16 protein-coding genes are annotated in these 23,182 nt (G+C 44.4%); 9 read left to right on the forward strand and 7 right to left on the reverse strand.

Going from position 1 to position 23,182, the window contains the following annotated elements; all coding sequences use genetic code 11:
• Positions 1-129: 129 nt before the first annotated feature.
• Together NVS78_RS11345 and udk are read left to right on the forward strand one after the other, a co-directional pair.
• Positions 130-2,961, forward strand: coding sequence for a PD-(D/E)XK nuclease family protein (locus tag NVS78_RS11345; protein ID WP_286359287.1), 2,832 nt, complete (start codon positions 130-132; stop codon positions 2,959-2,961).
• Positions 2,962-3,266: 305 nt separating this feature from the next.
• On the forward strand, positions 3,267-3,881 hold the full coding sequence (gene udk / locus NVS78_RS11350) for a uridine kinase (protein WP_286359373.1): 615 nt from the start codon (positions 3,267-3,269) through the stop codon (positions 3,879-3,881).
• A 61-nt stretch (positions 3,882-3,942) separates the two neighbouring features.
• On the opposite strand, the gene NVS78_RS11355 is transcribed toward udk, so the two are convergent.
• The 4 genes from NVS78_RS11355 to rbr all read right to left on the reverse strand — a co-directional run bounded on the left by NVS78_RS11355 (position 3,943) and on the right by rbr (position 10,147).
• Positions 3,943-6,603: a DNA gyrase/topoisomerase IV subunit A gene (locus NVS78_RS11355; protein WP_286359288.1), complete on the reverse strand. Its 2,661-nt coding sequence runs from the start codon at positions 6,601-6,603 to the stop codon at positions 3,943-3,945.
• A gap of 53 nt (positions 6,604-6,656) precedes the next feature.
• Positions 6,657-8,489, reverse strand: coding sequence for a DNA topoisomerase IV subunit B (locus NVS78_RS11360; protein ID WP_286359289.1), 1,833 nt, complete (start codon positions 8,487-8,489; stop codon positions 6,657-6,659).
• A gap of 185 nt (positions 8,490-8,674) precedes the next feature.
• Positions 8,675-9,415 carry a biotin--[acetyl-CoA-carboxylase] ligase gene (locus NVS78_RS11365; RefSeq protein WP_286359290.1) on the reverse strand — a complete coding sequence of 247 codons (741 nt, stop codon included), beginning with the start codon at positions 9,413-9,415 and terminating at the stop codon, positions 8,675-8,677.
• 153 nt (positions 9,416-9,568) lie between these two features.
• Complete coding sequence (rbr, locus tag NVS78_RS11370) at positions 9,569-10,147, reverse strand: rubrerythrin (protein WP_041502387.1); 579 nt, start codon at positions 10,145-10,147, stop codon at positions 9,569-9,571.
• 197 nt (positions 10,148-10,344) lie between these two features.
• Between rbr and NVS78_RS11375 the strand changes: the two genes are divergently transcribed.
• From NVS78_RS11375 to NVS78_RS11395, 5 genes are all read left to right on the forward strand, one after another.
• Positions 10,345-11,037: a 4Fe-4S dicluster domain-containing protein gene (locus NVS78_RS11375; protein WP_286359291.1), complete on the forward strand. Its 693-nt coding sequence runs from the start codon at positions 10,345-10,347 to the stop codon at positions 11,035-11,037.
• Between the two features lie 42 nt (positions 11,038-11,079).
• Positions 11,080-12,153, forward strand: a complete 1,074-nt coding sequence (locus tag NVS78_RS11380; protein WP_286359292.1) for a CoB--CoM heterodisulfide reductase iron-sulfur subunit B family protein — start codon at positions 11,080-11,082, stop codon at positions 12,151-12,153.
• Between the two features lie 24 nt (positions 12,154-12,177).
• Positions 12,178-13,197, forward strand: a complete 1,020-nt coding sequence (locus tag NVS78_RS11385) for an FAD-dependent oxidoreductase (RefSeq protein ID WP_286359293.1) — start codon at positions 12,178-12,180, stop codon at positions 13,195-13,197.
• A gap of 16 nt (positions 13,198-13,213) precedes the next feature.
• A complete protein-coding gene (locus tag NVS78_RS11390) occupies positions 13,214-13,549 on the forward strand; it encodes a 4Fe-4S dicluster domain-containing protein (protein ID WP_041502391.1) in 336 nt (111 codons plus the stop codon).
• Positions 13,550-13,769: 220 nt separating this feature from the next.
• Positions 13,770-15,320, forward strand: coding sequence for a (Fe-S)-binding protein (locus NVS78_RS11395; protein WP_286359294.1), 1,551 nt, complete (start codon positions 13,770-13,772; stop codon positions 15,318-15,320).
• A gap of 161 nt (positions 15,321-15,481) precedes the next feature.
• Here the strand turns inward: NVS78_RS11395 and NVS78_RS11400 are convergent, their stop codons facing one another.
• From NVS78_RS11400 to rpsO, 3 genes are all read right to left on the reverse strand, one after another.
• A complete protein-coding gene (locus NVS78_RS11400; RefSeq protein WP_286359295.1) occupies positions 15,482-16,582 on the reverse strand; it encodes a PdxA family dehydrogenase in 1,101 nt (366 codons plus the stop codon).
• Between the two features lie 240 nt (positions 16,583-16,822).
• Positions 16,823-19,018 carry a polyribonucleotide nucleotidyltransferase gene (pnp, locus tag NVS78_RS11405; protein WP_286359296.1) on the reverse strand — a complete coding sequence of 732 codons (2,196 nt, stop codon included), beginning with the start codon at positions 19,016-19,018 and terminating at the stop codon, positions 16,823-16,825.
• Positions 19,019-19,136: 118 nt separating this feature from the next.
• Positions 19,137-19,406 carry a 30S ribosomal protein S15 gene (gene rpsO / locus NVS78_RS11410; protein ID WP_286359297.1) on the reverse strand — a complete coding sequence of 90 codons (270 nt, stop codon included), beginning with the start codon at positions 19,404-19,406 and terminating at the stop codon, positions 19,137-19,139.
• 245 nt (positions 19,407-19,651) lie between these two features.
• Here rpsO and NVS78_RS11415 point away from each other — a divergent pair, with 245 nt between their 5' ends.
• Both NVS78_RS11415 and NVS78_RS11420 read left to right on the forward strand, forming a co-directional pair.
• A complete protein-coding gene (locus tag NVS78_RS11415; RefSeq protein ID WP_286359298.1) occupies positions 19,652-20,350 on the forward strand; it encodes a DUF1573 domain-containing protein in 699 nt (232 codons plus the stop codon).
• Between the two features lie 288 nt (positions 20,351-20,638).
• Positions 20,639-23,128, forward strand: coding sequence for an endonuclease MutS2 (locus NVS78_RS11420; RefSeq protein WP_286359299.1), 2,490 nt, complete (start codon positions 20,639-20,641; stop codon positions 23,126-23,128).
• The last annotated feature ends 54 nt before the right edge of the window (positions 23,129-23,182 follow it).

A 23,182-nucleotide genomic window follows, 5' to 3' on the forward strand; every position in this document is an offset into this window, starting at 1 on the left:
ATTTTAGATTGTAAATTTAAATCGTAAATTTGCTTCGAAGCAAAATTAATAATAATAATTCGAAATCCCACGGATATACAGGCTATCGGTAACAAGCACGGCAGTTTGCAATCCATAATAAATAAAACGATGAGTTCATTTCTGCATCTATTGGCAAAGGACCTGATACAAAGACAGGGTGATCATTTCGATGACCTGACAATCATTTTTCCCAATAAACGCGCCGGTCTGTTTTTTGCAAAAGAATTAGCCACATTTATCGACAAACCAGTCTGGATGCCGGAAATTATCACGCTGGGCGAATTTATAGAACAACATACCGGACTAAAAAAAGCGGACGACCTTCCCCTCATTATCAAACTCTATAAAGCCTATCAATCCGTCTCCGGAACAACGGAACGCTTCGATGATTTCTATTATTGGGGCAATATGCTGCTCGGGGATTTTGACGACATAGATAAATACCTCGTTAACGCGAAAGATCTTTTTTCAAACCTGACGGCCCTGAAAGAAATAGAACGTTCCTTCCCCTATCTCTCCCCGGAACAAGCCGAAATCATACAAAGTTTCTGGAGCAGTTTCCATCCGGACAAATTCAGCCCGGAACAACTGGAATTTATCCACGTGTGGGAAAAACTATACCCGACCTACCGATGCTTCAAAGAAAAACTGCTCTCCGAAAAACTGTGTTACGAGGGTATGGGACAACGGCTTTTCTGTGAAAGCATACATACCGTTCATACGGATAAATCCATCATCTTCGCCGGATTCAACGCGTTGAACTTTTGCGAGAAAAAAATATTCTCTCATTTTAGAGACAATGGAAAAGCTTTATTCTACTGGGATTACGACCTCTATTACCTGACAAACGAAAATCATGAAGCCGGGAGATACATCCGGGAAAACATGAAGCTATTTCCCAATGCTTTAGGCTTGGAACATTTCAACCATTTCCGTTATAACAATAAACACATCGAATACATCTCGGTTCCCTCGGTTATCGGACAGGCCAAATTAATTCCTTCTTTGCTGGAATCTTTCCATCTGGATTCAAATATTTCCCCTATCGATACGGCGATTGTCTTATGTGACGAAAAGCTACTGACGCCGGTTTTACATTCCATTCCGGATTTTGTCAAAAAAATCAATATCACGATGGGGTATCCGGCCAAGAATACGGCCATTGCCGCCCTGATCTCCATGTTGGGAGATCTGAAACACTATGCCAAGAAAGAAAGCACGATGACCTATTACTATTACAAACCCGTCATCGCCCTGCTGAATCATGAACTGATTCAGCATACTTGCCCCGGGGAGATCCACCGGATAACCGATTACATAAATACGCGAAATATCGTATATGTGAAAGAAAAAAGTTTACAGTTCAACGAAATAAGCCGGACGATCTTCTCTTCTCAAGAAGAGAGCTTACCGACTTATCTGTTGAACGTGTTAAAAAAACTACTCGCATCCCTACCGACGGAGAATCAGGCTAACGCCGCTATTGAAAAAGAATTTATCTTTACCCTGTACACGATCATACAGAGCATCGAAAATACGTTCCACGAGGAAGGAATTACTCCGGACGACCCCTTCTACATTCGAATGATCGGCAAGATTCTTCAAGAACTTTCCATCCCCTTCTCGGGTGAGCCTTTGGAAGGTATGCAGATCATGGGATTGATGGAGACCCGTATGCTGGACTTCAAAAAACTGATACTTCTATCTGTCAATGAAGGTATTATTCCCCAAAACAGTTACAGTTCCTCTTTCATACCGTATAATCTTCGAACAGGTTTCAATTTACCCACCCCGGAACATCAGGATGCGCTGTTCGCTTACTATTTTTATCGGCTGCTTCAAAGAGCGGAACAAGTTAAATTACTATACGCGAACACCACCAAAGGAACCTCCGGCGGAGAAATGAGCCGTTTCCTTTATCAAATAAAATACGAATCGGGATTACAGATCCGGGAAACGAACTTCCAAAACGATATCTCCGTCCAAAACGTTCCCTCGCTAACCATTCCTAAAAACAAAAACATACTACAACAATTGGAGCGTTATACCCGACAGGATGAAAAGGGAATCTCACCTTCGGCGTTGAATACCTATATGGAATGCCATCTGAGGTTTTATTTCAAATACATAGCCCGCATCAAAGAAAAGGAGGAGATAGCCGAAGAATTGGATCAACGCCTTCTGGGTACTATTTTTCATCAGGCAACCCAAACCCTGTATCAAACGCTCTCGCGGGAAGAGATAACCCTCGAAAAATTAGAAATACTTTCTCAAAACGATACCTTAATCGAAGAACATATCCGGCAAGCCTATTCCGAATTGTACGATACCGCGGTATCCCAAATGATGGAAAGCGGGACCAACGATTTGGTATTAAGTGTAGTAAAAAAATACATCAAAAAGGTTTTGGAATACGATAAAACGCTCTGTCCTTTTCAGATCATCTCCATGGAAAAAAATTACCGGAGCTCCGTTCGCATTCAATCCTCCGGGGGAGCTAAAACCGTCTACGTGGAAGGAGATATCGACCGGGTAGATAAGACCTCTCGGGGAATTCGGGTGATCGACTATAAAACGGGAACGGACAAAACCGACTTCAAAGATCTTGCCTCCATCTTCGACATGACGAATAAACAAAGGAACAAAGCGGCTTTTCAAACCTTACTCTACTGCATGATGTACGAGTACGGAAATCCCGGTGCAGATCCGATACAACCGGGGATATACAGTACTAAACTACTGTTTACCCCCAATTACGACTATTTGCTGAAATGCGACAACGAACCGATCTACCGGTTTAAACCTTACGAACCGGAATTCAACCGTTTACTCGTCCGGCTGCTGGAAGAGCTCTTTTCTGCCGATCATCCGTTCGAACAAACCCCGATACGTGAAAAATGCAAACATTGCCCCTACAATGAAATCTGCAAACGGAAATAAAAAGATTGTAGATTCAAAGATTAAAAAGATTAGGTGATTTCGGATTCTTGACGATCGAGGAAGGAAGAAGCGGGGTTAAAAACGGAGGGGCATAAATAGTGGACGGCGAACGTCGTGTTAGCTCTTAGGAGCGACCGGACGACGGATTGTCCGAGCACGGCGAGTCCCGGAGGAGTTATCCCCTTTGCGATTGTAGATGGACGATAAAAAAACGGCAAGGTCAGAATTGAATTGTAAATCAAAAAATTCATTTAGACCTTATAATAAAAATCACTATTTTTGCAAAAACAATCAAGACGATCATGATAGATACAACCATCATAGGAGTAGCAGGCGGAACAGCCTCCGGCAAATCAACCCTGGTTCAAAAATTACAGGAAGCTTTTATCGGCGAAGACGTACTTACCTTATGCCACGACTACTACTATAAGGCACATGACGAATTATGCCACGAGGAACGTACGAAATTGAATTACGACCACCCGGCCTCCTTCGATACCGACATGATGATAGAACACATCCTTGCCCTAAAAGCCGGTGTTCCCGTCGAACGCCCGGTCTACTCTTTCGTGGAGCACAACCGGTTGCCGGAGACGGTTAAAATCTATCCGGCAAAAGTAATTATTCTCGACGGTATCCTGATTCTGGAAAACAAAGAACTCAGGAATCTCATGGACGTTAAAGTATACGTGGATACCGATGCGGATGTCCGCTTAGGACGCCGCTTGCTCCGGGACGTCCAGGAACGGGGTAGAAGTATGGACTCCGTTCTGGCCCAATATTTCGGAACCGTAAAACCCATGCACGACGAATTTGTCGAACCCTCCAAAAGATATGCCGATCTCATCATTCCCGAAGGCGGTTTCAATTCCGTCGCTCTCGGCTTACTGATCGAAAACATCCGTTCCCTGATCCGCTAAATTTATAGCGCAAACTCCAAAAGCAAAATAAATCAAACTTTCGGAGTTTATTCATTCGTTATCATTCAAAATCTATGGTCATCTGAGATTCACCGCTCAACATATCCGGGTTGGTAATTTCAAAATCGACGGTTCCCTCTTCCTCTTCCGACGTTGTCTCCTTCTCTCCCGCCTCCAAAGGTTCTATTTCTCGGATTTCCTTCACCTCATAAGTTGTCATCCGTTTTCCACGGGCCTTATAAGACTTTTCGGCAATAAACTCGTCGGCAACAATGATCTCGCCCGGCCGTTTCTCGTAGCGTCCGCCGAACAGAATCTCGAACCGGGGTCTGGTTTCTCCGCTTAAACATACTAAACGAGAGCCTTCCGTATCCCCTATAAACGACAATAACTTCGCACTATCTTCAAAACGGAATCGCTTCAGATAATAAAATTGTTGCTCGGCATCAAAGAAGACGACCGACCATATTTTATCGGGTTCAAATTTTTCTAATTTCAGAAAACCCTCTTCATAATGGTTGCTTAAATCAAAGTCGGAAGTATAATAAGTTCCATTCTTATTTACCACCAATATTCTATCGTCTCCCTGAAACTCTCCTAAATAGCGTCCCCGCTCGTCCGTGCTCAACCGCAAGATATCCTCGTCAAACCAGATCTTCCGTCCGCCTAAGGTCGATATTCCTTTCTGTACCAACGATATTTTGTGAATATCGTTCTTACTCAAGACATTTCCCTGCGAATCGCGGCCTTTGATCGCCAGATTGGCAAAATCATACTCGAAAACCAATTTTTTCATTCCCGGCTTCGGTTTCAGGCAAACCTTGATCACCTCTGCCTCCCCGTTAGGATTAGCACTAAAATAAAGCACCCTGGAACCGGCAGTGCCTTTCGTCAGATTATATTGCTTATCTCTCGTCGTTCCCGTCACAAAAAAACGTTTCACGTACGAAGCCCCGACTTTTCCATCCCGGTAAGCTACATTATAGATCGTCCGTCTATCACTCTTCTTAAATACGCTCACGTACAATACATCCTTTCCGACAAACAACTTATCGGCCACCTTAGTCACGTAATACGTACCGTCTTTACGGAAGACGATCACATCATCGATATCGGAACACTCACACACGAACTCATCTTTTTTCAACGCGGTACCGATAAAACCTTCCTCCCGGTTGATATAAAGTTTCTCGTTAGCGACAACGACCTTCGTCGCTTCGATATTCTCAAAATTCCGGATTTCGGTGAGCCGTTCCCGCCCCTTTCCGTACTTGTCCTTGATGTTTTTATAGTATTTTATCGTGTAAGGAATAATATGTTCTATGTTGTATTTCACCCGCGTAATCTCCTCTTCCAACCCTTTGATATAATTTTCTGCTTGTTCCGAATTGAATTTAAGAATGCGTTTCATCTTAATTTCCAACAACAGCTTTATATCCTCATCCGTAACGGGGCGTAACAATCGCGGCAAGAAAGGCTCCAAACGTTTACGCACATGACCGATAACCGCCTCTATCGTGGCACTCTCTTCAAACTCCTTATCTTTATAAATCCGTTCTTCGATGAAAATCTTTTCCAACGTGGAATATTGCCAGTCCGCCTCCAACTCTCCCAAACGGATTTTCAACTCTAATAAAAGCAAAGCGACCGTATCGTCTACCGACTTTTTCAATATGTCGGTTATCGGCATAAACACGGGCTTATCGTTCTCGATCACACAGGAATTGGGAGAAACAGACAGTTCACAATCCGTACAGGCGTATAAGGCATCGATGGTTTTATCCGAGGATACTCCCGGAGCCAAATGAACCAAAATTTCCACGTCGGCCGCCGTATTATCATCGATTTTTTTGATTTTGATCTTTCCCTTTTCGTTCGCTTTAAGTATACTGTCTATCAAAGAAGAAGTGGTACGACCGTAAGGAATCTCCGTGATCTTTAAGATTTTATTACTTGCCTCCTTCTCGATCTTCGCCCGAATTTTCACACTTCCCCCCCGAATCCCGTCGTTGTATTTCGAAACATCGACCATGCCTCCGGTCGGAAAGTCCGGGTACAAAACAAAATCCTCGTGTTTCAGATACGCGATACAAGCATCCAATAACTCGTTAAAATTATGCGGCAATATTTTAGAAGCCAAGCCCACGGCAATACCTTCAACTCCCTGAGCCAACAACAAGGGAAATTTCACCGGCAGAGTAATAGGCTCCTTATTCCGCCCGTCATAGGATAATTTCCAGTTCGTGGTTTTGGGATTAAAAGCCACCTCCAAAGCAAATTTCGACAATCGAGCCTCGATATAACGGGGAGCCGCCGCCGAATCCCCCGTCAATATATTTCCCCAGTTTCCTTGACAATCGACCAACAAATTTTTCTGTCCCAGTTGTACCAAAGCATCCCCGATAGAAGCGTCTCCGTGGGGATGATACTGCATCGTACTACCGATAATATTGGCAACCTTATTGTAACGTCCGTCATCCATTTGCTTCATAGCGTGCAAAATACGACGCTGTACGGGTTTTAACCCGTCATTCACGTAGGGAACGGCCCGTTCCAGTATAACGTAAGAAGCGTAATCCAAAAACCACGTCTCGAACATTCCCGACAAATGACGTATGGAACGAATCTTTCCATTCTCATCCTGTCGCTTCTGAACTTCCGCATTTTCGGTATCATTCTTTATCTCGTTTTCTTCCGTCTTATCCTGATCTTCTTCCGCCATAGTATTAATCCAAATTTAAAACTTATGATCCTGTCCGATTTTACATCCGGACCTCAAATCTCATCTTTTTCCACGTAAAGATTCTCAATAATGAAATCCTGACGCTCATTGGTATTTTTCCCCATATAATAAGCCAGTATATCATCTATCGAATCTTGCCTTGTCATTCGTACGGGTTCCAAACGAATATCCTTCCCGATAAAATATCGGAACTCATCGGGAGAGATCTCGCCTAATCCCTTGAATCGGGTAATCTCGGGTTTCGGCCCCAGACTTTTAATCGCCTTTTCCCGGTCCACATCAGAATAACAATACCGGGTCTCTTTCTTGTTTCGCACGCGGAATAGAGGCGTCTGTAAAATATACAAATGACCCGCCCTGACCAAGTCAGGGAAAAATTGCAAAAAGAAAGTCAACAGCAGCAAACGAATATGCATACCGTCCACATCGGCATCCGTGGCGATAATAACATTATTATATCGTAAATCCTCCAAACCGTTTTCAATGTTTAAGGCAGCCTGCAAAAGATTGAACTCCTCGTTCTCGTAAACGACTTTTTTCGTCAATCCGTAAGAATTCAAAGGTTTACCGCGCAAACTGAATACAGCCTGTGTATTCACATCCCGCGACTTCGTAATAGAACCGCTGGCAGAATCCCCCTCGGTAATAAAGATCGAAGATTCCGTCTTTCTCTCGTGATTCGAATTAAAGTGGACCCGGCAATCCCGTAACTTCCGGTTATGTAAACTTACCTGTTTGGCTCGCTCCCTGGCAATCTTCTGGATTCCGGACATAGCCTTACGCTCCTTCTCCGCCTCTATGATCTTACGCAATAACAACTCAGCCGTATCCGGATTCCGGTGCAGGTAATTATCCAACTCTTTTGTCACGAAATCCATGATAAAATTACGAACCGAAGGCCCTCCCGGAGCTATATCTTTAGAACCCAATTTGGTCTTCGTCTGCGACTCGAATACCGGCTCTTGTACTTTTATGCTGATGGCAGCGATAATCGATGTACGGATATCGGACAAATCGAAATCCTTTTTGTAAAAATCACGGATCGTCTTTACCACAGCCTCCCGGAAAGCAACCAGGTGCGTTCCTCCTTGCGTGGTATTCTGTCCGTTCACGAACGAGTAATACTCCTCCCCGTATTGACGTCCGTGCGTCATGGCCATCTCTATATCGCAACCTTTCAAATGGATAATCGGGTAAAGTCCCTCCCCGTTCATGTTCTCCGTAAGAAGGTCATATAACCCCCGTTTCGAGTAAAATTTCTGTCCGTTAAAAATAATGGTTAACCCGGAATTCAAAAAAACATAATTCTTAAACATGGACTCCAAATACTCCATGATAAAATGATAATTCCCGAACAACTCCTTATCTGCAACAAAGGTGACTAACGTACCGTTAGGCTCTTTCGTCGGCTCGATCCCCTTCTCCTCCACGACGACAGCCTTACTGTAACGTACATATTTTGTCTCGCCGTCCCGAAAAGACTGAATGGTAAAATTTTCAGAAAGAGCATTGACAGCCTTAATACCTACTCCGTTCAACCCCACGGATTTTTTAAAGGCTTCGGAATCATATTTCGCTCCGGTATTCATCTTAGAGGAGACATCCACCAATTTTCCCAACGGAATCCCTCGTCCGAAATCCCGCACGGACACGGTCCGTTCCTCTACTTTTATAACAACCTCACTCCCCGCCCCCATGGCAAACTCATCAATGGAGTTATCGATCACCTCTTTCACCAAAATATAAATTCCGTCATCCATTGCCGCCCCGTCGCCTAACTTCCCGATATACATACCCGGCCGTAGCCGTATGTGTTCCCGCCAGTCCAACGTTCGAATAGATTCTTCCGAATAATTCTCTACCATATTTTATGTTCGTTTTGCACAAAAATAATAAATATCTTTTTTTAATCCTTCTCCTGCACTTCACTTCCCGGCATTTTTTAGCCTTATCTTTTTATTTATCAATAAGAAAAAATTAGAAAATCCGTAGTCCGACGTTTATTCTATCGGGGAATCAGATACTTCCGTCTATCACCACCCGAAATCGTTTAAAGATACGCCACCTCTTTAAAACCGTAAATCCGCTCTTTTCCCTCCGTATCTCTCAACAGGAGCTGTCCGTATTCATTTATACCCAGAACAGAGGCTTCGAAAATCCCTTGCCCGTCTCTCCAGCGAAACATACCTTCCCGACGATAAAGTCCGGATACGAAATCCTTTTCTAATTTATCGTAATCATAGACTTGCTCGTATCTTCGACCTATTGCAGACAACAACTCGGCTAACGTTTCGGTCAGCTCCTTCTCTTTTCCGGTCAATTGCACGAGAGATACCGGATTAGGAGCATCCGATAAAAAACGGGATTGGTTTACATTCAACCCGATGCCGCAAAAAGAAAAAACGACCTTCTTCCCCACAACCGTATGTTCGATCAATATTCCCGCGATCTTTCGTTCACCCGCGTAGACATCATTCGGCCACTTCACGGATACATCTTCCACATAACGGGAAAGGAAATCCCTTGCTCCCAAAGCGATCACCATCGACATGGCAAATTGCTCCCCCGCAAGCAAAGCCTCCGGTTTAAAAACAACGGTCATGGAGATATTTTTACCCGGCTCGCTCTCCCAACGGTTCCCTACCTGCCCCTTACCGTGCGTCTGCCGGTAAGTCAGAATCACCATTTTATCCTCCAACTCGTTCCACCTCAAACGAGCAGCTTCACTATTGGTAGACTCCAATTCGTCATACTCGAGAATTCGGAATCCACTTAATCGATATTCCTGCATATCCATTGTCTTTAACCAAGCAAAAATAACAAGAATAGTCGAATCTTCCTCATAAATTCAAAAACAAAAGATGCCGTCCTCAAAAAAGACAGCATCTTTTACATTTCCCGAAATCGTCTAAAACAGAAGACCTGCTTCAACCGAATATCCACATCAGTAGTTCTCCTTAAATAATTCGAAATAAGCTTGCGGATGCAAACAAGCCGGACAAACTTTAGGAGCTTCCGGTCCCTCATGGATATAACCGCACCTCCGACAATACCACCTTGTCGGTTGAGAACGTCTAAATACGATATCCTCATCTAAATTCGACAAAAGTTTCAGGTAACGGGCCTCGTGATTTTTTTCGGCTTCAATAATCATCCGGTACATCGTGGCAATTTTTTTAAATCCCTCTTCCTCTGCAACCCGGGCAAATTCAGGATAAAGATGATGCCATTCATCGTATTCCCCCTCTGCCGCCTCTCGCAAATTATTGGCCGTATCCGAAATAATCCCGTTAGGATAAGAAGCTGTTATCTCCAACATACCTCCCGGCAACTCGCTGAAAAAACGCTTCGCGTGTATCTCTTCCTGAAGAGCCGTCTCGTAAAATATCCCCGCAATTTGCTCGTACCCCTCTTTTTTAGCCACTTCGGAAAAGAACGTATACCGATTCTTTGCCTGTGATTCTCCGGCAAATGATTTTAAAAGATTGGCTTCCGTTAAAGTCCCTTTAATCTTCTGTTCCATAAAATAATTGTTTAAAGTGATTCATATCTTTTGTATACGGAAAGCAAAAATCTAAGTTTCAAACGAATGGTAAAGGGGTGGTATAAATACATATTCGCAATAGGTATTTGCCTCCTTTAATATACCGATCATAAGGTTTAATTTTGCAAAATCTCATCGTATGGGAAATTTTTTATAAAACGGTAAAATCGAAAGACATGTCCGAGATATTAAAAAAATTACGCGAAGACATCCATTTCATCGAGGGAATGAACAGCTGCATGAATTGCGGGGTATGTACGGCAATCTGTCCGGCCGCCGAATTCTACAACTACGACCCGCGCATGATCGTGGAGACCGTTCAACGGGGTGACGAAAAAGAAATTGAAAATTTACTGAAAAGCGATACCATCTGGTATTGCGGAGAATGTATGTCCTGCAAGACCCGCTGTCCTCGCTGTAATACCCCGGGACTTATCATCATGGCGTTGCGTCGGGCCTCCCAGGAATTAGGTTATTTCGTTTATTCCGAAAAAGGACGCCAGCAATATGCCCTCAAGCATGTCATCGGAGAATCGGTACTAAAACGGGGATATTGCGTGACTCCCGACCTGGTCAAACCGGAAATGCACCCCGAACAGGGACCGGTATGGGAATGGATATACGAACACCTCGACGACGTGTATGACCGTTTACATTCCAATTACCGGAAACCAGGAGCAGGAGCCATGAGGGAAATCAACGCGGAAAGCATGCAGGAACTCCGGGAGATATTCAACGTTACCGGCGGAACCGAATTTATGAACCACATCGAACAATGCTCGCGAGACAAAGCGAAAGAGACCGGTATCGACCTGGAAGAGTCCTATTTCCTGAAAACTTATATGGAGAACAGCAACCACCACCAGTAAGGTCATTCAAAATCGTAAATCATAAACCGTAAATAGCATAGTATGAATCTCGAGGGAAAACAACAAATATGGAAAGACTATCAAAAAGAGATTGCCGATGATAACTACTACTACGCGAGGAGTTGTATCCGTCAGACTTTCTTTCCCGGATCGGAATGGGCTTACGTGGATATCATGAAAAACAGACTGGGAAAAGACCTGTTGGATGATCCCCGCCATACAACGTGTACCGGAATAGGCTACCATTCCGACATCGTCCCTGCCGAAACCATTATGACGGTCGTCGCCCGCCATTTCGCGTTAATGACAGAAGCAGGATACGAGAATATGACTCCCTCTTGCATCACCTCTTTCGGTATATATACGGAAATCTTAGAGACCTGGGAACACCATCCCGAAATAGAGGAAAAAATACGCGAATACCTGTGGAAAGCCACAAAACGGGAATTCAACAAACCGAAGAACTTGGCTCATACCTCCGACGTGATGTATAAATTCCGGAATGAGATCTTTCAACAAGCCCAATACAAACTCGTCGATATACACACCGGCAAACCGCTCCGGGGAGTGGATCATATCGGTTGTCACTATTCTAAAATGTTTCCCACCAAAGGCATCGGAGGAGCGGAATTTCCGGCAGTACTTTCAGGCATGATCTATGCTTGGGGAGGGGACGTTATCGACTATCCGGAACGACGCCACTGTTGCGGATTCGGATTCCGGCAATACTTAGTCATGGCGAACCGGGGATATTCCGTGGCAAACTCCAAGAAAAAATTCGAGTCCATGCAACCCTACGAACCGGATTTCATCGTGGCCAACTGCCCGGGATGTGCCATGTTTTTAGATAAATGGCAATACACGATCAGCGAAATGGAAGGCATCACGTACGGTCCCGACGGCTACGGAATTCCCGTGCTGACTTACGAGGAGTTAGCCGCGTTGGTGTTAGGATACGATCCCTGGGAAATAGGGCTGCAAATGCATCAGGTATCCGTCGAACCTCTCCTCGATAAAATGGGGGTCCGCTACGATCCCGAAGCCAAATATAAAAATAAAAAAGGGGAGGATATCGGCCGCCCGAAGTGCCCTACATATCTAAAAATCAGAGAATAAACGTCACAAATTAAAACAAGATAGATGGAAACCGTTATCATCATAGGAGCAGGACCGGCAGGATGTGAAGCCGCCTATCAATTGGCCAACCAAAATATCCGCGTGGAATTAGTGGAAAAAAACAATGAAACGGGAGGTAACCTGAATAACTGGTACCAGCTATTTCCAGACCGGAAATATGCCCAAACCCTTAACGACCAACTGAAAGAGCACCTGAACCATCCTAACATCAACCTACACGCGGGAATGGAACCCCGGAAAACAGAAAAATCGAAAGAAGGAAACTATTCGGTATTACTGAGTGACGGCAGCCTGATAGAAGGAAAAGCCATGTTGATAACGACGGGTTTCAAATTATTCGACGCCAGACGAAAAGAAGAGTACGGTTACGGTATATACGAAAACGTGATCACCTCCGTTGAATTGGAAAACATGTTCTATAATCACTCCATCCGAACCCGTAAGGGCAAAATGCCCCAAAGGATAGGAGTCATTCATTGTGTCGGTTCTCGTGACGAAAAGGTATGCAATTACCATTGCTCCAAACTATGTTGTATTACCGGGGTAAAGCAAGCCATTGAGCTACGGGAATTGCTTCCGGAAGCCGAAATTTTCTGTTTTTACATGGATATGCGCATGTTCGGACCGGGGTATGAAGAGATGTACCGGGAAGCACAGGAAAAATACAACATTAAATTTGTTCGGGGGCGACTTTCTGAAGCCGCTGAAAACATGGAAAAACAAATCATCATTAAAGTGGAAGACACATTAGTCGGTAAACCGTTGCGAATGACTCTCGACATGATGGTTTTATTGATCGGCATGGAATCTTCCGAAGGTAATCGTTATATGGCGCAAGCACTGGGACTGGAGCTGGCTCCGAACGGTTTTATCAAATCGCAGGATCCTCACTATCGGAACAACCTGACCAACAAGGAAGGCATTTTTATAGCGGGATGCAGCGGGGCCCCGATGAACCTAACCGACACCTTAGCCGATGCCCGTTCTGCCGCAACCCACATTTTGGAATACGTGAAACAATAAAAGAAAGCAGATTGTCATGAATTTTTGGGGATTTAACATATCGGAAACCAGAAGTATCAACTACGATACAAACGACAAGGGCATGATGGAATATGTAGCAAAAGAGGTGCCCAGCAGTAAACTTTGTATCGGATGCGGAGGCTGTACAGCCGGCTGTACAGCGGGTAATCTGACTGATTTTAATATCCGGAAAATTCAGATGCTGATGAAACGGGGAGAATACAAAGAAGCGAGAGAACAACTACATAAATGTATGCTATGCGGAAAATGCATGTTGGTATGTCCCCGCGGGGTGGAAACCCGGAAAATGATTTTAGTAATGGAAAACTATATTAAAAACAACTCGAAATAAAGAGCTTATGTATTACGATCATTTTGTTTTACCCTTTACTATCGGGCTCAATATATTACTAATCTATTTGTGTTTCAAATACTACAGATGGATCAAAAGTTTTCCGAAAGCAGACCGGATAAAAATACGAAAAGGATTGTTTTCAACCCGGACAATCCGTTCCGCGAAAGAAATTTTTCAAGAAAGTTTAATACATCGCAATATATTCAGAACCAATCCTATGTTGGGATATATGCATATGACCTTTGCTTTCGGCTGGTTTCTGTTGATCGTCATCGGAAAGATCGAATCCATGGTCTACCACACGAGCGCATTCAATCCGCCCTATTTCGCCATCTTTTTCCGTTACTTCCATCCGGCAAAGGAAACCTTCCCGTATAGTGAAACCTTCGCCTTCCTGATGGATACGATTTTGTTGTTTTTATTGATCGGAATCCTTCTGGCCGTAACCAAACGCTTCTATTCCGCCTTATTCGGAATGAAAAAAACGACCAATCAGAAACCTTACGACCTGCTCATCCTGACCGTGTTATGGCTTATTTTTCCGGTTCGTTTTTTAGCGGAAAGTTTTACCAGCGGGACAAACGGGGCCGGTGGTTATCTTACTTATAACGCGGGAAACTTCTTCGCCCAGTATCTTCCGGTGGAACATCTCTCCTATGCGGCGTGGTGGACCTACTCTTCCTTGCTCGGTCTATTTTTTCTGCTTCTCCCGTTCTCGAGATACATGCACATTCCCACGGAAATGGTCTATATTTTCCTGAAAAATTGGGGAATAAAACAAGGGAAGAAATACAACGGTTTCAGTGAAATACAAGTCAACGCCTGTTCCCGGTGCGGAATATGTATCAATGCTTGTCAGCTAAATTCCTCCTGTGAAATAAACGATGTACAACCGGTCTATTTCTTACGCCGGCTAAGAGATAAAAAAGAGTATGACAAACAGGCCGAAAACTGTCTGATGTGCGGAAGATGCGAACAATCCTGTCCTGTCGGCATCAACCTGAACGCCATTCGGCTCAGTAAACGCCCGGATATAAACAGAGTCACGAAGGAGACTTACGCGTACATCCCCCGACCGGATATGCAACCGGCCAAAGTAGCTTATTTTGCCGGTTGCATGAGCCACCTGACTCCGGGTATTATAAAATCCATGCGACAAATTTTCGAACGGGCCCACGTAGACTATACTTTTATCGACAAAGAAGCCGGTATCTGTTGCGGGCGTCCGTCTGCCCTCAGCGGTAACTGGAATGCCGCAAAAATCATCATGGATCACAACCAGGAAGCGATCGAGGCTTCCGGGGCACAGATTTTAGTAACCTCCTGTCCGATCTGTTATAAAACTTTCAAAGAAGATTATACGCTGAAGTTACAAATTATGCATCACACGGAATACCTCGACCTTCTGATCGAAAACGGTCAGCTTCAAGTCCGCTCCAACGATCTGAAGACCGTGTTCCATAATCCTTGCGAATTGGGTAGAGGATGCGGAGTCGTGGAAGCTCCTGAAAAGGTCTTAAAACAGGTGAGTCGTAAAATAGCCACAACCTACGACGGAAAAAAATCGCTTTGTTGCGGGGGCAGCTTAGCCAACACGGCCATCGATTCGAACCAAAAGACAAAAATCAGTACAGATACCGTGAAAGCCTATGCCGCCTACCAGCCCGATGTGATCGTTACTGCCTGTCCCCTTTGTAAAAAGACCCTCACGAAAACGTCCCAGAGCATTCCGGTAAAAGACATAGCGGAAGTCGTGGCCGACAATTAACAATCGGCAATTGGAGACGGGCGATCTTAAATAAAAAAATAAGTGATTAAGCTCTTAATCACTTATTATCCGTATCTTCCAATCTACAATTTCAAATTACATCCGAGATTACTCGCAACCCTCAATCACTTATCCTTACAATTTAGACAGCTTGTTCGTTTTCAATCGTCTATTTCCTCCCTCACCCCTTCGATCTGCTCCACGTTCAGATCGGTTTCGTTACTGCCGGATGCAATATCATAATGAGGTAGTGGGTTTTCCTGAAGGGATAAATTCTGTTGACGATTATTAAAAACATCCATAGCCAAATAGACGGCATTCCTCAATCCCTGTTCGTCTGCTATTCCCTGCCCCGCAATATCGTATCCCGCATCATCCAAGGAAGAGGCACAAACGACGGGTACTCCCGCCACATAAAAAGCCCCGTTATCCTCTTGGATCGTACTGAAAGGAACAGCACCCTGGTCATGATACATGGCCAAAACCGCATCGAATTTCTTGTACATCTGTTCCGCAAAGAAACGGTCTGCCGCGAAAGGTCCTATGGCAATAACTCCTTTCTCCCGGGCACGTTCAATAGCCGGATGGATCACGTTAATTTCCTCTTCCGTCAACTGTTTGCAATCCACTTGGGGATTTAAGCCCAACACGGCGATTTTAGGTTTCTGAATCGTAAAATCCAACTTCAACGCATCGTTCAACAGATTCAACTTTCTCTCGATATTTTTTACCGTAATTTGATGGGGAACATCACGAAATTTCACGTACTCCGTCACAAATCCTATCTTTATATTATCGTTCACCAGAATAGACATGGCCTCCGGCTTATTGTACCGTTTCGACAGGTATTCGGTCAAACAACCTACCTCTTCCAAAGCGAAACTTGAATTTCCCTGCGGAGTAACGACCAGCACATCGACAGCCTCCTTGTCCAATTGTCCTAATGCGTAAGCGAGAGCAGTCATAGATGCGGTATCCGATTCGGAGGTCTCCTGACCGATATCCACCTTCACGTTATCGTCAACGCAATTAACCACATTCCCTCTTTTCGGATTGGCTTCCGAAGCTTCCCGAATCGTATTCAGACTAAAATTCTCCACATTCAACGCCTTCCGGTAATAAGCAGCGACCTTGGGTGAACCGTAAAGAACGGGAGTACATAATTCACAAATTCTATTCTCGGCCAATAATTTTATGATCAACTCATAAGATATACCGTTCACATCCCCTTGCGTAATCCCTACTTTTAATCTGTTTTCCATAATACTGATTATTTCATTTTTGCAAAGGTAAGAAAAAACAGTTAAAAAAGAACGAGGCGACCCAAAAAGAAAGCAGGCCGCCTCGTTTCTTCCATTTCTGAATATTTTTCAAAAATACGGATAATTCAGCTCTAAATCGTCAATCCGCAATCATAACTCTCTCCCCAATCATCCTATCGCGAAGTCCCTTAATCACGGGATCCCGATAATCACCCAATCCCTGAATTACCCCATTTTATCTTATTCCGGTTTATTTTCTTTCCGTTCCGGTCTCTGGGGGCGAGGTCCGCGATTCGGACGTTCTCCTCTCTCCTCTCCCTCCGGACGTTCCGGCTTCGGAAGCAAAACTTTTCTGGAAAGTTTAAACTTACCGGTTTTCGGATCGATATCGATCAATTTCACTTGGATCTTATCTCCCTCCTTCAATGCATCCTCTACTTTCTCCAAGCGCTTGTGGTCAATTTCGGAAATATGAAGCAATCCGTCTTTTCCCGGCAGGAATTCCACGAAAGCACCGAAAGTCGTGATATTCTTTACCACACCCTCGTATACCTCGCCGATCTCCGGCTTGCTGGCAATCGCTTTAATCCGGGCCACGGCAATAGCGATAGACTCGGCATTAGAGGCGGAAATATCTACTATACCCTGATTGCCGACCTCTTCGATAACCACGACAGCCCCGGATTTCTCCTGAATATCTTGTATGATCTTACCGCCGGGGCCAATGATCGCACCGATCTGATCCTTATCGACCGTCAAAGTAACCATACGGGGAGCATGCGGTTTCAGATCCGGACGCGGTTCCGGTAAAGTCTCCTTAATAATATTCATAATATGCAAACGTCCCCTTCTGGCCTGATCCAGGGCTTTCTCCAAAATTTCATAGGGTAGCCCGTCCACCTTTATATCCATCTGGGTAGCCGTAATACCATCCACCGTTCCGGTCACCTTAAAGTCCATATCGCCCAAATGATCCTCATCACCTAAGATATCCGACAACACGGCATACTTGGCACATCCTTTATCGGTAATCAACCCCATGGCAATACCCGTTACCGGCTTCTTCATCGGAATTCCGGCATCCATAATCGCCAGTGTTCCGGCACAGACCGTAGCCATAGAAGAGGAACCGTTGGATTCCAATATATCGGAAACCACACGTACTGTATACGGATAATTATCAGGCAACATCACTTTCAAGGCGCGATGAGCCAAATTCCCGTGACCCACTTCCCGGCGTCCTACTCCCCTCGAAGGCTTCGCCTCGCCGGTAGAGAAGGGCGGGAAATTATAGTGCAATAAGAATTTTTCTTTTCCCTGTTCGGTAGCTTCGTCCACGATCTTCTCGTCTAACTTCGTTCCCAAGGTTACCGTTGCCAAAGCCTGTGTTTCGCCCCGGGTAAAGACAGCTGACCCGTGAGGACCCGGCAAATAACCTACTTCACACCATATCGGACGAATTTGTTCTGTCGTACGACCGTCCAGACGAAGTCCCTCGTCCAAAATCATCCGGCGAACGGCCTCCTTCTCCACGTCGTGGTAATAACGACCCACCATCATCTTTTTCTCTTCCCTCTCCTCTTCCGGAATCGTCTCCAGGTATCCTTCTCTCACTTCGGTAAACAACTTCTCGCGCAAATGCTTGTCGGCATTACATTGACGAGCGACCGCATAGGCCTTGTCATAACACTTTTCCCATACGTCCTTACGCAACTCTTCGTCGTTCACCTCGTGGCAATACGTTCTCTTCTCCTTGTTCACGGCAGCAGCCAGTTCCATCTGGATCTGACATTGTTCCTTGATAGCCTCGTGGGCGAATTTAATGGCATCCAACATCTCTTTTTCGGATACCTCTTTCATTTCACCCTCCACCATCATGATGTTATCCATCGTGGCGGCTACCATAATATCCAAATCGACCTCTGCCATCTGGCTCTTCGTCGGGTTAATCACGAATTCTCCGTTGATACGGGCTACGCGCACCTCTGAAATCGGTCCGTGAAAAGGGATATCGCTCACGGCAATAGCAGCCGAAGCGGCTAATCCGGCTAAAGAATCCGGCATTGACTCTTCGTCGGCTGAATACAAGGTCACCTGTACGAAAGTCTCCGCGTGATAATCATCCGGAAACAACGGACGCAAAGCCCGGTCAATCAAACGAGAAACCAAAATCTCGTAATCGGACGCCCTTCCCTCTCTCCGCGTAAAACCTCCCGGAAAACGACCGACAGCGGAAAATTTCTCTTTATAATCCACGGACAACGGCATAAAATCCACGTCCGGTCCAGCTTCCTGAGCTGAAACAACAGTTGCCAGAATCATCGTGTTGCCCATCTTTAACATGACGGCACCGTCAGCCTGCTTGGCCAACTTCCCGGTTTCCAGCGTAATTACCCGACCATCTTTCAGGGTAATACTCTTTTCAATCACATTCATAGTAATAAATAATACAGTTAAAATATCTATAATTTTAACGGAATTCTTTTAGACAAGGAGGAGGGAGGGAGGGTAAATAAAGCAAATCCGAGGAGTACCTCGGATTGCCTCTATGTAACTACTTACGTATATTCAATGCTTTAATAAGTGCACGATATCTTTCGATATCTTCTCTCTTCATGTAATCAAGCAATGCTCTACGCTTTCCTACTAATTTGATCAATGATCTTTGCGTCGCAAAATCTTTATGATTTGCTTTCATGTGCTCAGTCAAATGAGCAATACGGTAGGAAAATAAAGCTACTTGTGACTCAACAGAGCCGGTATCCTTATTAGACTTCCCGTACGTTGAAAAAAGTTCTTCTTTCTTTTCTGATGTCAAATACATGATGTTCAGTCTTTTAATTTTAAAGTTTATTTTAACGCCGCAAAGATATACTTTATTCCGATACAAAACAAGACATTTTAATTGTAGATTGTAAATTGACGATTGTAGAATACAAAGAGTTAGTAATTGAGAGATTACAATTTCAATTACCACAATCACATAAATGCTCAACCTTTTTAATTTACAATTTAAAATCGTCAATCTACAATCATCAATTATTTATATCTTTGCAAATAAAATAAGTAATGATCAGAAACTACATTATATTCATATTTCTGCTTTTTCCGACGTTGCTGTTCGCCCAGAAAGCAAAAATAGCCTTTGACTCCAAGGAGCATAATTTTGGCCGAATACAGGAAAAAGGGGGAAAAGTATCCTTTGAATTTACCTTTAAAAACGAAGGAGATTCTCCTCTTATCATTCGTCACGTGGAAGCCAGTTGCGGATGCACCGTTCCCAAATGGGACAAGCGCCCCATACCGCCCGGAGGTACCGGATCGATTACCGTGACCTTCAACCCCCGCTCCCGTCCCGGTAATCTTTTAAAAAAGATTGTCGTCTACACGAATGCCACTCCCCCGAACCATCTCCTGAAAATTACCGGGAAAGTCGTCGAGGAGCCTATCGATATTCAAAAGGAGTATCCTTTCGCCATAGGATCTCTGCGTTTCACGACCGATACCATCCGTTTGGATGCGCACCACCCGAAACAAATCATCGGTATGTTTCAAAATGAGAAGAAAAAAATCTCGTTAGATCGGATACAGAAACCGACCTATCTCGAGTTGGACTACTCTCCCTTAATCATTCAAAAACAACAAAAAGGAGATATTATCATTACATTAAAAAACAATATGATGAGAAACTTTTCCCCCTCCGACACGCTTATCATCACGACCAGTGAAGGAGTACAAGGAAAATTCATCATCAAAATAGAAAAATAATCCCGAAATGATCAATAAAACATACAAAATCAAAAGTATCACCGAATCGCTCAATCGCAGATTCACCAATCCTCCACCGCTTATTGCAAATTGGAAATTTCAGATTGTAAATCAGGGGTATTCTGCCATTCAATGCTTTCGTGATTACGAAATAAATTTGAATCACCCAATCACTGAATCACCTAATCATCTAATCGCTCAATCATCTAATCACTTAATCACATAATCACTTAATCACATAATCACTTAATCACATAATCACATAATCACATAATCACTTAATCATTTATGATTTATCCCGAAAATTTTGAATCCAAAATAAAATTCGACAAAATACGTCAGTTACTATCCAATAATTGTCTTAGCGATATGGGACGGGAATTGGTCGACGACATCTCTTTTATGACCGATCCGGACGCTATCCGGTCCGCCCTGGAAGAGACCGGGGAACTGATGCGCATCTGTCAGGAAGAAGACCATTTTCCGGTCTCCTTTTATCATGATGCGCGACCGTTCCTGACTCGGATCCGGGTAGAAGGACTTTTGTTAGAGGTTCATGAATTGGTGATACTGAAAAATTCATTAGAAGCACTAAACGCCATCATTCGCTTTTTCCGGGGAAAAGAGGAAAAATACCCCCGCCTAACGGTACAGGCAGGTAACCTGCAAATGTTTCCCTACATTCTGCAACGTCTCGACAACATAATCTCCAAATACGGAACCGTCAAAGATTCAGCCTCTCCGGAACTGAATACCATCCGACACGCCATCATGAAAAAGCAATCGGGTATCTCCCGGCGGATGCAGACACTCTTACAAAAAGCCCAGGAAGAAGGTTGGGCCGACAAAGAAAGTGCCGTATCCATCCGCGACGGCCGCATGGTCATCCCCGTTCCCTCGGCATTCAAACGTAAACTGAACGGTATCGTACATGACGAGTCGGCTACCGGAAAGACTTCCTATATCGAACCGGCGGAGATCATCGAAACAAACAACGAGATACGGGAATTGCAATTGGAAGAAAAACGGGAAATCACCCGTATTTTAAAGCGGTTTGCCGATGACCTGCGTCCCTATATCGACGACCTGCTCCCGGCTTACGGTTTCATGGCTTTTGTCGATTTCGTCCGGGCAAAAGCGCTCTTCGCCTTAAACCTGAACGCCATCGTTCCGGTTTTCGAGAACACCCCTTCCATGTTATGGTACAAAGCCAAACACCCTTTACTCTACCTGAACTATAAAACAAGCGGGAAAGAGGTTGTTCCGTTGAACATAGAGATCGACGAAAAACAACGTATCATTCTGATATCCGGTCCCAATGCCGGAGGAAAATCTGTCTGTTTGCAGACCGCCGGTCTCCTCCAGTACATGTTCCAATGCGGCCTCCCCGTCCCGGTAGAAGAGAACAGCAAATTCGGTATTTTTCATAAGATATTAATCGACATCGGCGACGAACAATCCATCGATAACGACCTGAGTACTTATAGTTCACACCTCCTGAACATGAAAAATTTCATGCGCTACGCCTCTTCCGATACCCTTATCCTGATCGATGAATTCGGTACCGGAACGGAACCCATGCTGGGGGGTGCCATTGCCGAAGCGATCCTGAACGCTTTAAACGACCGGCAGGTCCGGGGGGTGATTACCACTCACTACACCAACCTGAAGCACTTTGCCTCCTCCGTTACCGGAATAGAAAACGGGGCTATGCTTTACGACACCCATCACATGCTTCCCCTGTTCGAATTGGAGATCGGCAAACCAGGTTCTTCTTTCGCTTTCGAAATAGCGAAAAAGATCGGATTGCCAAAAGAAATTTTAGATGATGCTGTCGGGAAGATCGGGGAAGAACATGTCAACTTCGACAAACACCTGAAAGAGATTATCCGGGACAAACGCTACTGGGAAGAGAAGCGTAAACGGATACACCAAAACGAAAAACGGTTAGAAGAAATTCTCGCCAAATACCAAAAAGAATTGGATGAAGCATCCAAACTCAGGAAAGAAGTATTGAAAGAAGCCAAAGAAAAAGCCCGGGAGATTATAGCCGGGGCAAACAAAACCATAGAAAACACGATCCGGGAGATCAAAGAAAGCCAAGCGGAAAAAGAACGAACGAAAACGGCAAGAACTGCCTTCGAACAGGAAAAAGAGCGTCTTTTTGACGAAGATACGGAAGAGGAAGAACGCCTGAAACGAAAGATCGAGAAATTGAAAAACCGGGAAAAAAACAGACGAACAAAAGGACAACAACAAACCGGACAAACAGAAACGAGCCAAGAAGACGAAAAGGAAAAAACCGTCGTTTTTAAAAAAGGCGATCCGGTAAAAATCAACGACAATACCGTGGGAGAGATCATCGAGGTAAACGAGAAAACCGCGGTCGTCGCCTTAGGATCTCTGCTGACCACGGTAAAACTGGAACGATTGACAAAACTCTCCGGCAGTCAGGCCAAAAAAATAAAACAAAACAAACCTCAAACCGGTTATTCCAACTATTTGGAAAACATCAGTCAAAAACGGATGAGCTTTAAACCCGATATAGACGTCCGAGGCCTCCGGGGAGACGAAGCCCTGCAAAAGGTAGTCGCGTTTATCGACGAGGCCGTCATGCTGAACATGAAAAATTTACGAATATTGCACGGCACGGGTACAGGGGCTCTCCGGCAAATCATCCGGGATTACTTAAAAACCAACCCCGTGGTCGGACATTTTGCCGACGAGCAAATACAACTTGGCGGAGCCGGAATCACGGTAATCAAATTGGATTTATAATCAGTTAAAACCGTAAGAATGACTTCGCCTTATCCGATCCCCAAAGCCGCTTTA

The sequence above is a fragment of the Gabonibacter chumensis genome, assembly GCF_024741215.1.
GTDB lineage: Bacteria > Bacteroidota > Bacteroidia > Bacteroidales > Marinifilaceae > Gabonibacter > Gabonibacter massiliensis.

Bases quoted from the DNA above. Each gene is read 5' to 3' on its own strand.
- NVS78_RS11360 (WP_286359289.1), bottom strand. From the start codon at position 8,489: ATGGTAGAGAATTATTCGGAAGAATCTATTCGAACGTTGGACTGGCGG.
- NVS78_RS11400 (WP_286359295.1), bottom strand. From the start codon at position 16,582: ATGGAAAACAGATTAAAAGTAGGGATTACGCAAGGGGATGTGAACGGT.
- NVS78_RS11415 (WP_286359298.1), top strand. From the start codon at position 19,652: ATGATCAGAAACTACATTATATTCATATTTCTGCTTTTTCCGACGTTG.
- rbr (WP_041502387.1), bottom strand. From the start codon at position 10,147: ATGGAACAGAAGATTAAAGGGACTTTAACGGAAGCCAATCTTTTAAAA.
- pnp (WP_286359296.1), bottom strand. From the start codon at position 19,018: ATGAATGTGATTGAAAAGAGTATTACCCTGAAAGATGGTCGGGTAATT.
- NVS78_RS11355 (WP_286359288.1), bottom strand. From the start codon at position 6,603: ATGGCGGAAGAAGATCAGGATAAGACGGAAGAAAACGAGATAAAGAAT.
- rpsO (WP_286359297.1), bottom strand. From the start codon at position 19,406: ATGTATTTGACATCAGAAAAGAAAGAAGAACTTTTTTCAACGTACGGG.
- NVS78_RS11375 (WP_286359291.1), top strand. From the start codon at position 10,345: ATGTCCGAGATATTAAAAAAATTACGCGAAGACATCCATTTCATCGAG.
- NVS78_RS11380 (WP_286359292.1), top strand. From the start codon at position 11,080: ATGAATCTCGAGGGAAAACAACAAATATGGAAAGACTATCAAAAAGAG.
- NVS78_RS11390 (WP_041502391.1), top strand. From the start codon at position 13,214: ATGAATTTTTGGGGATTTAACATATCGGAAACCAGAAGTATCAACTAC.
- NVS78_RS11385 (WP_286359293.1), top strand. From the start codon at position 12,178: ATGGAAACCGTTATCATCATAGGAGCAGGACCGGCAGGATGTGAAGCC.
- NVS78_RS11395 (WP_286359294.1), top strand. From the start codon at position 13,770: ATGTTGGGATATATGCATATGACCTTTGCTTTCGGCTGGTTTCTGTTG.
- NVS78_RS11365 (WP_286359290.1), bottom strand. From the start codon at position 9,415: ATGCAGGAATATCGATTAAGTGGATTCCGAATTCTCGAGTATGACGAA.
- NVS78_RS11345 (WP_286359287.1), top strand. From the start codon at position 130: ATGAGTTCATTTCTGCATCTATTGGCAAAGGACCTGATACAAAGACAG.
- NVS78_RS11420 (WP_286359299.1), top strand. From the start codon at position 20,639: ATGATTTATCCCGAAAATTTTGAATCCAAAATAAAATTCGACAAAATA.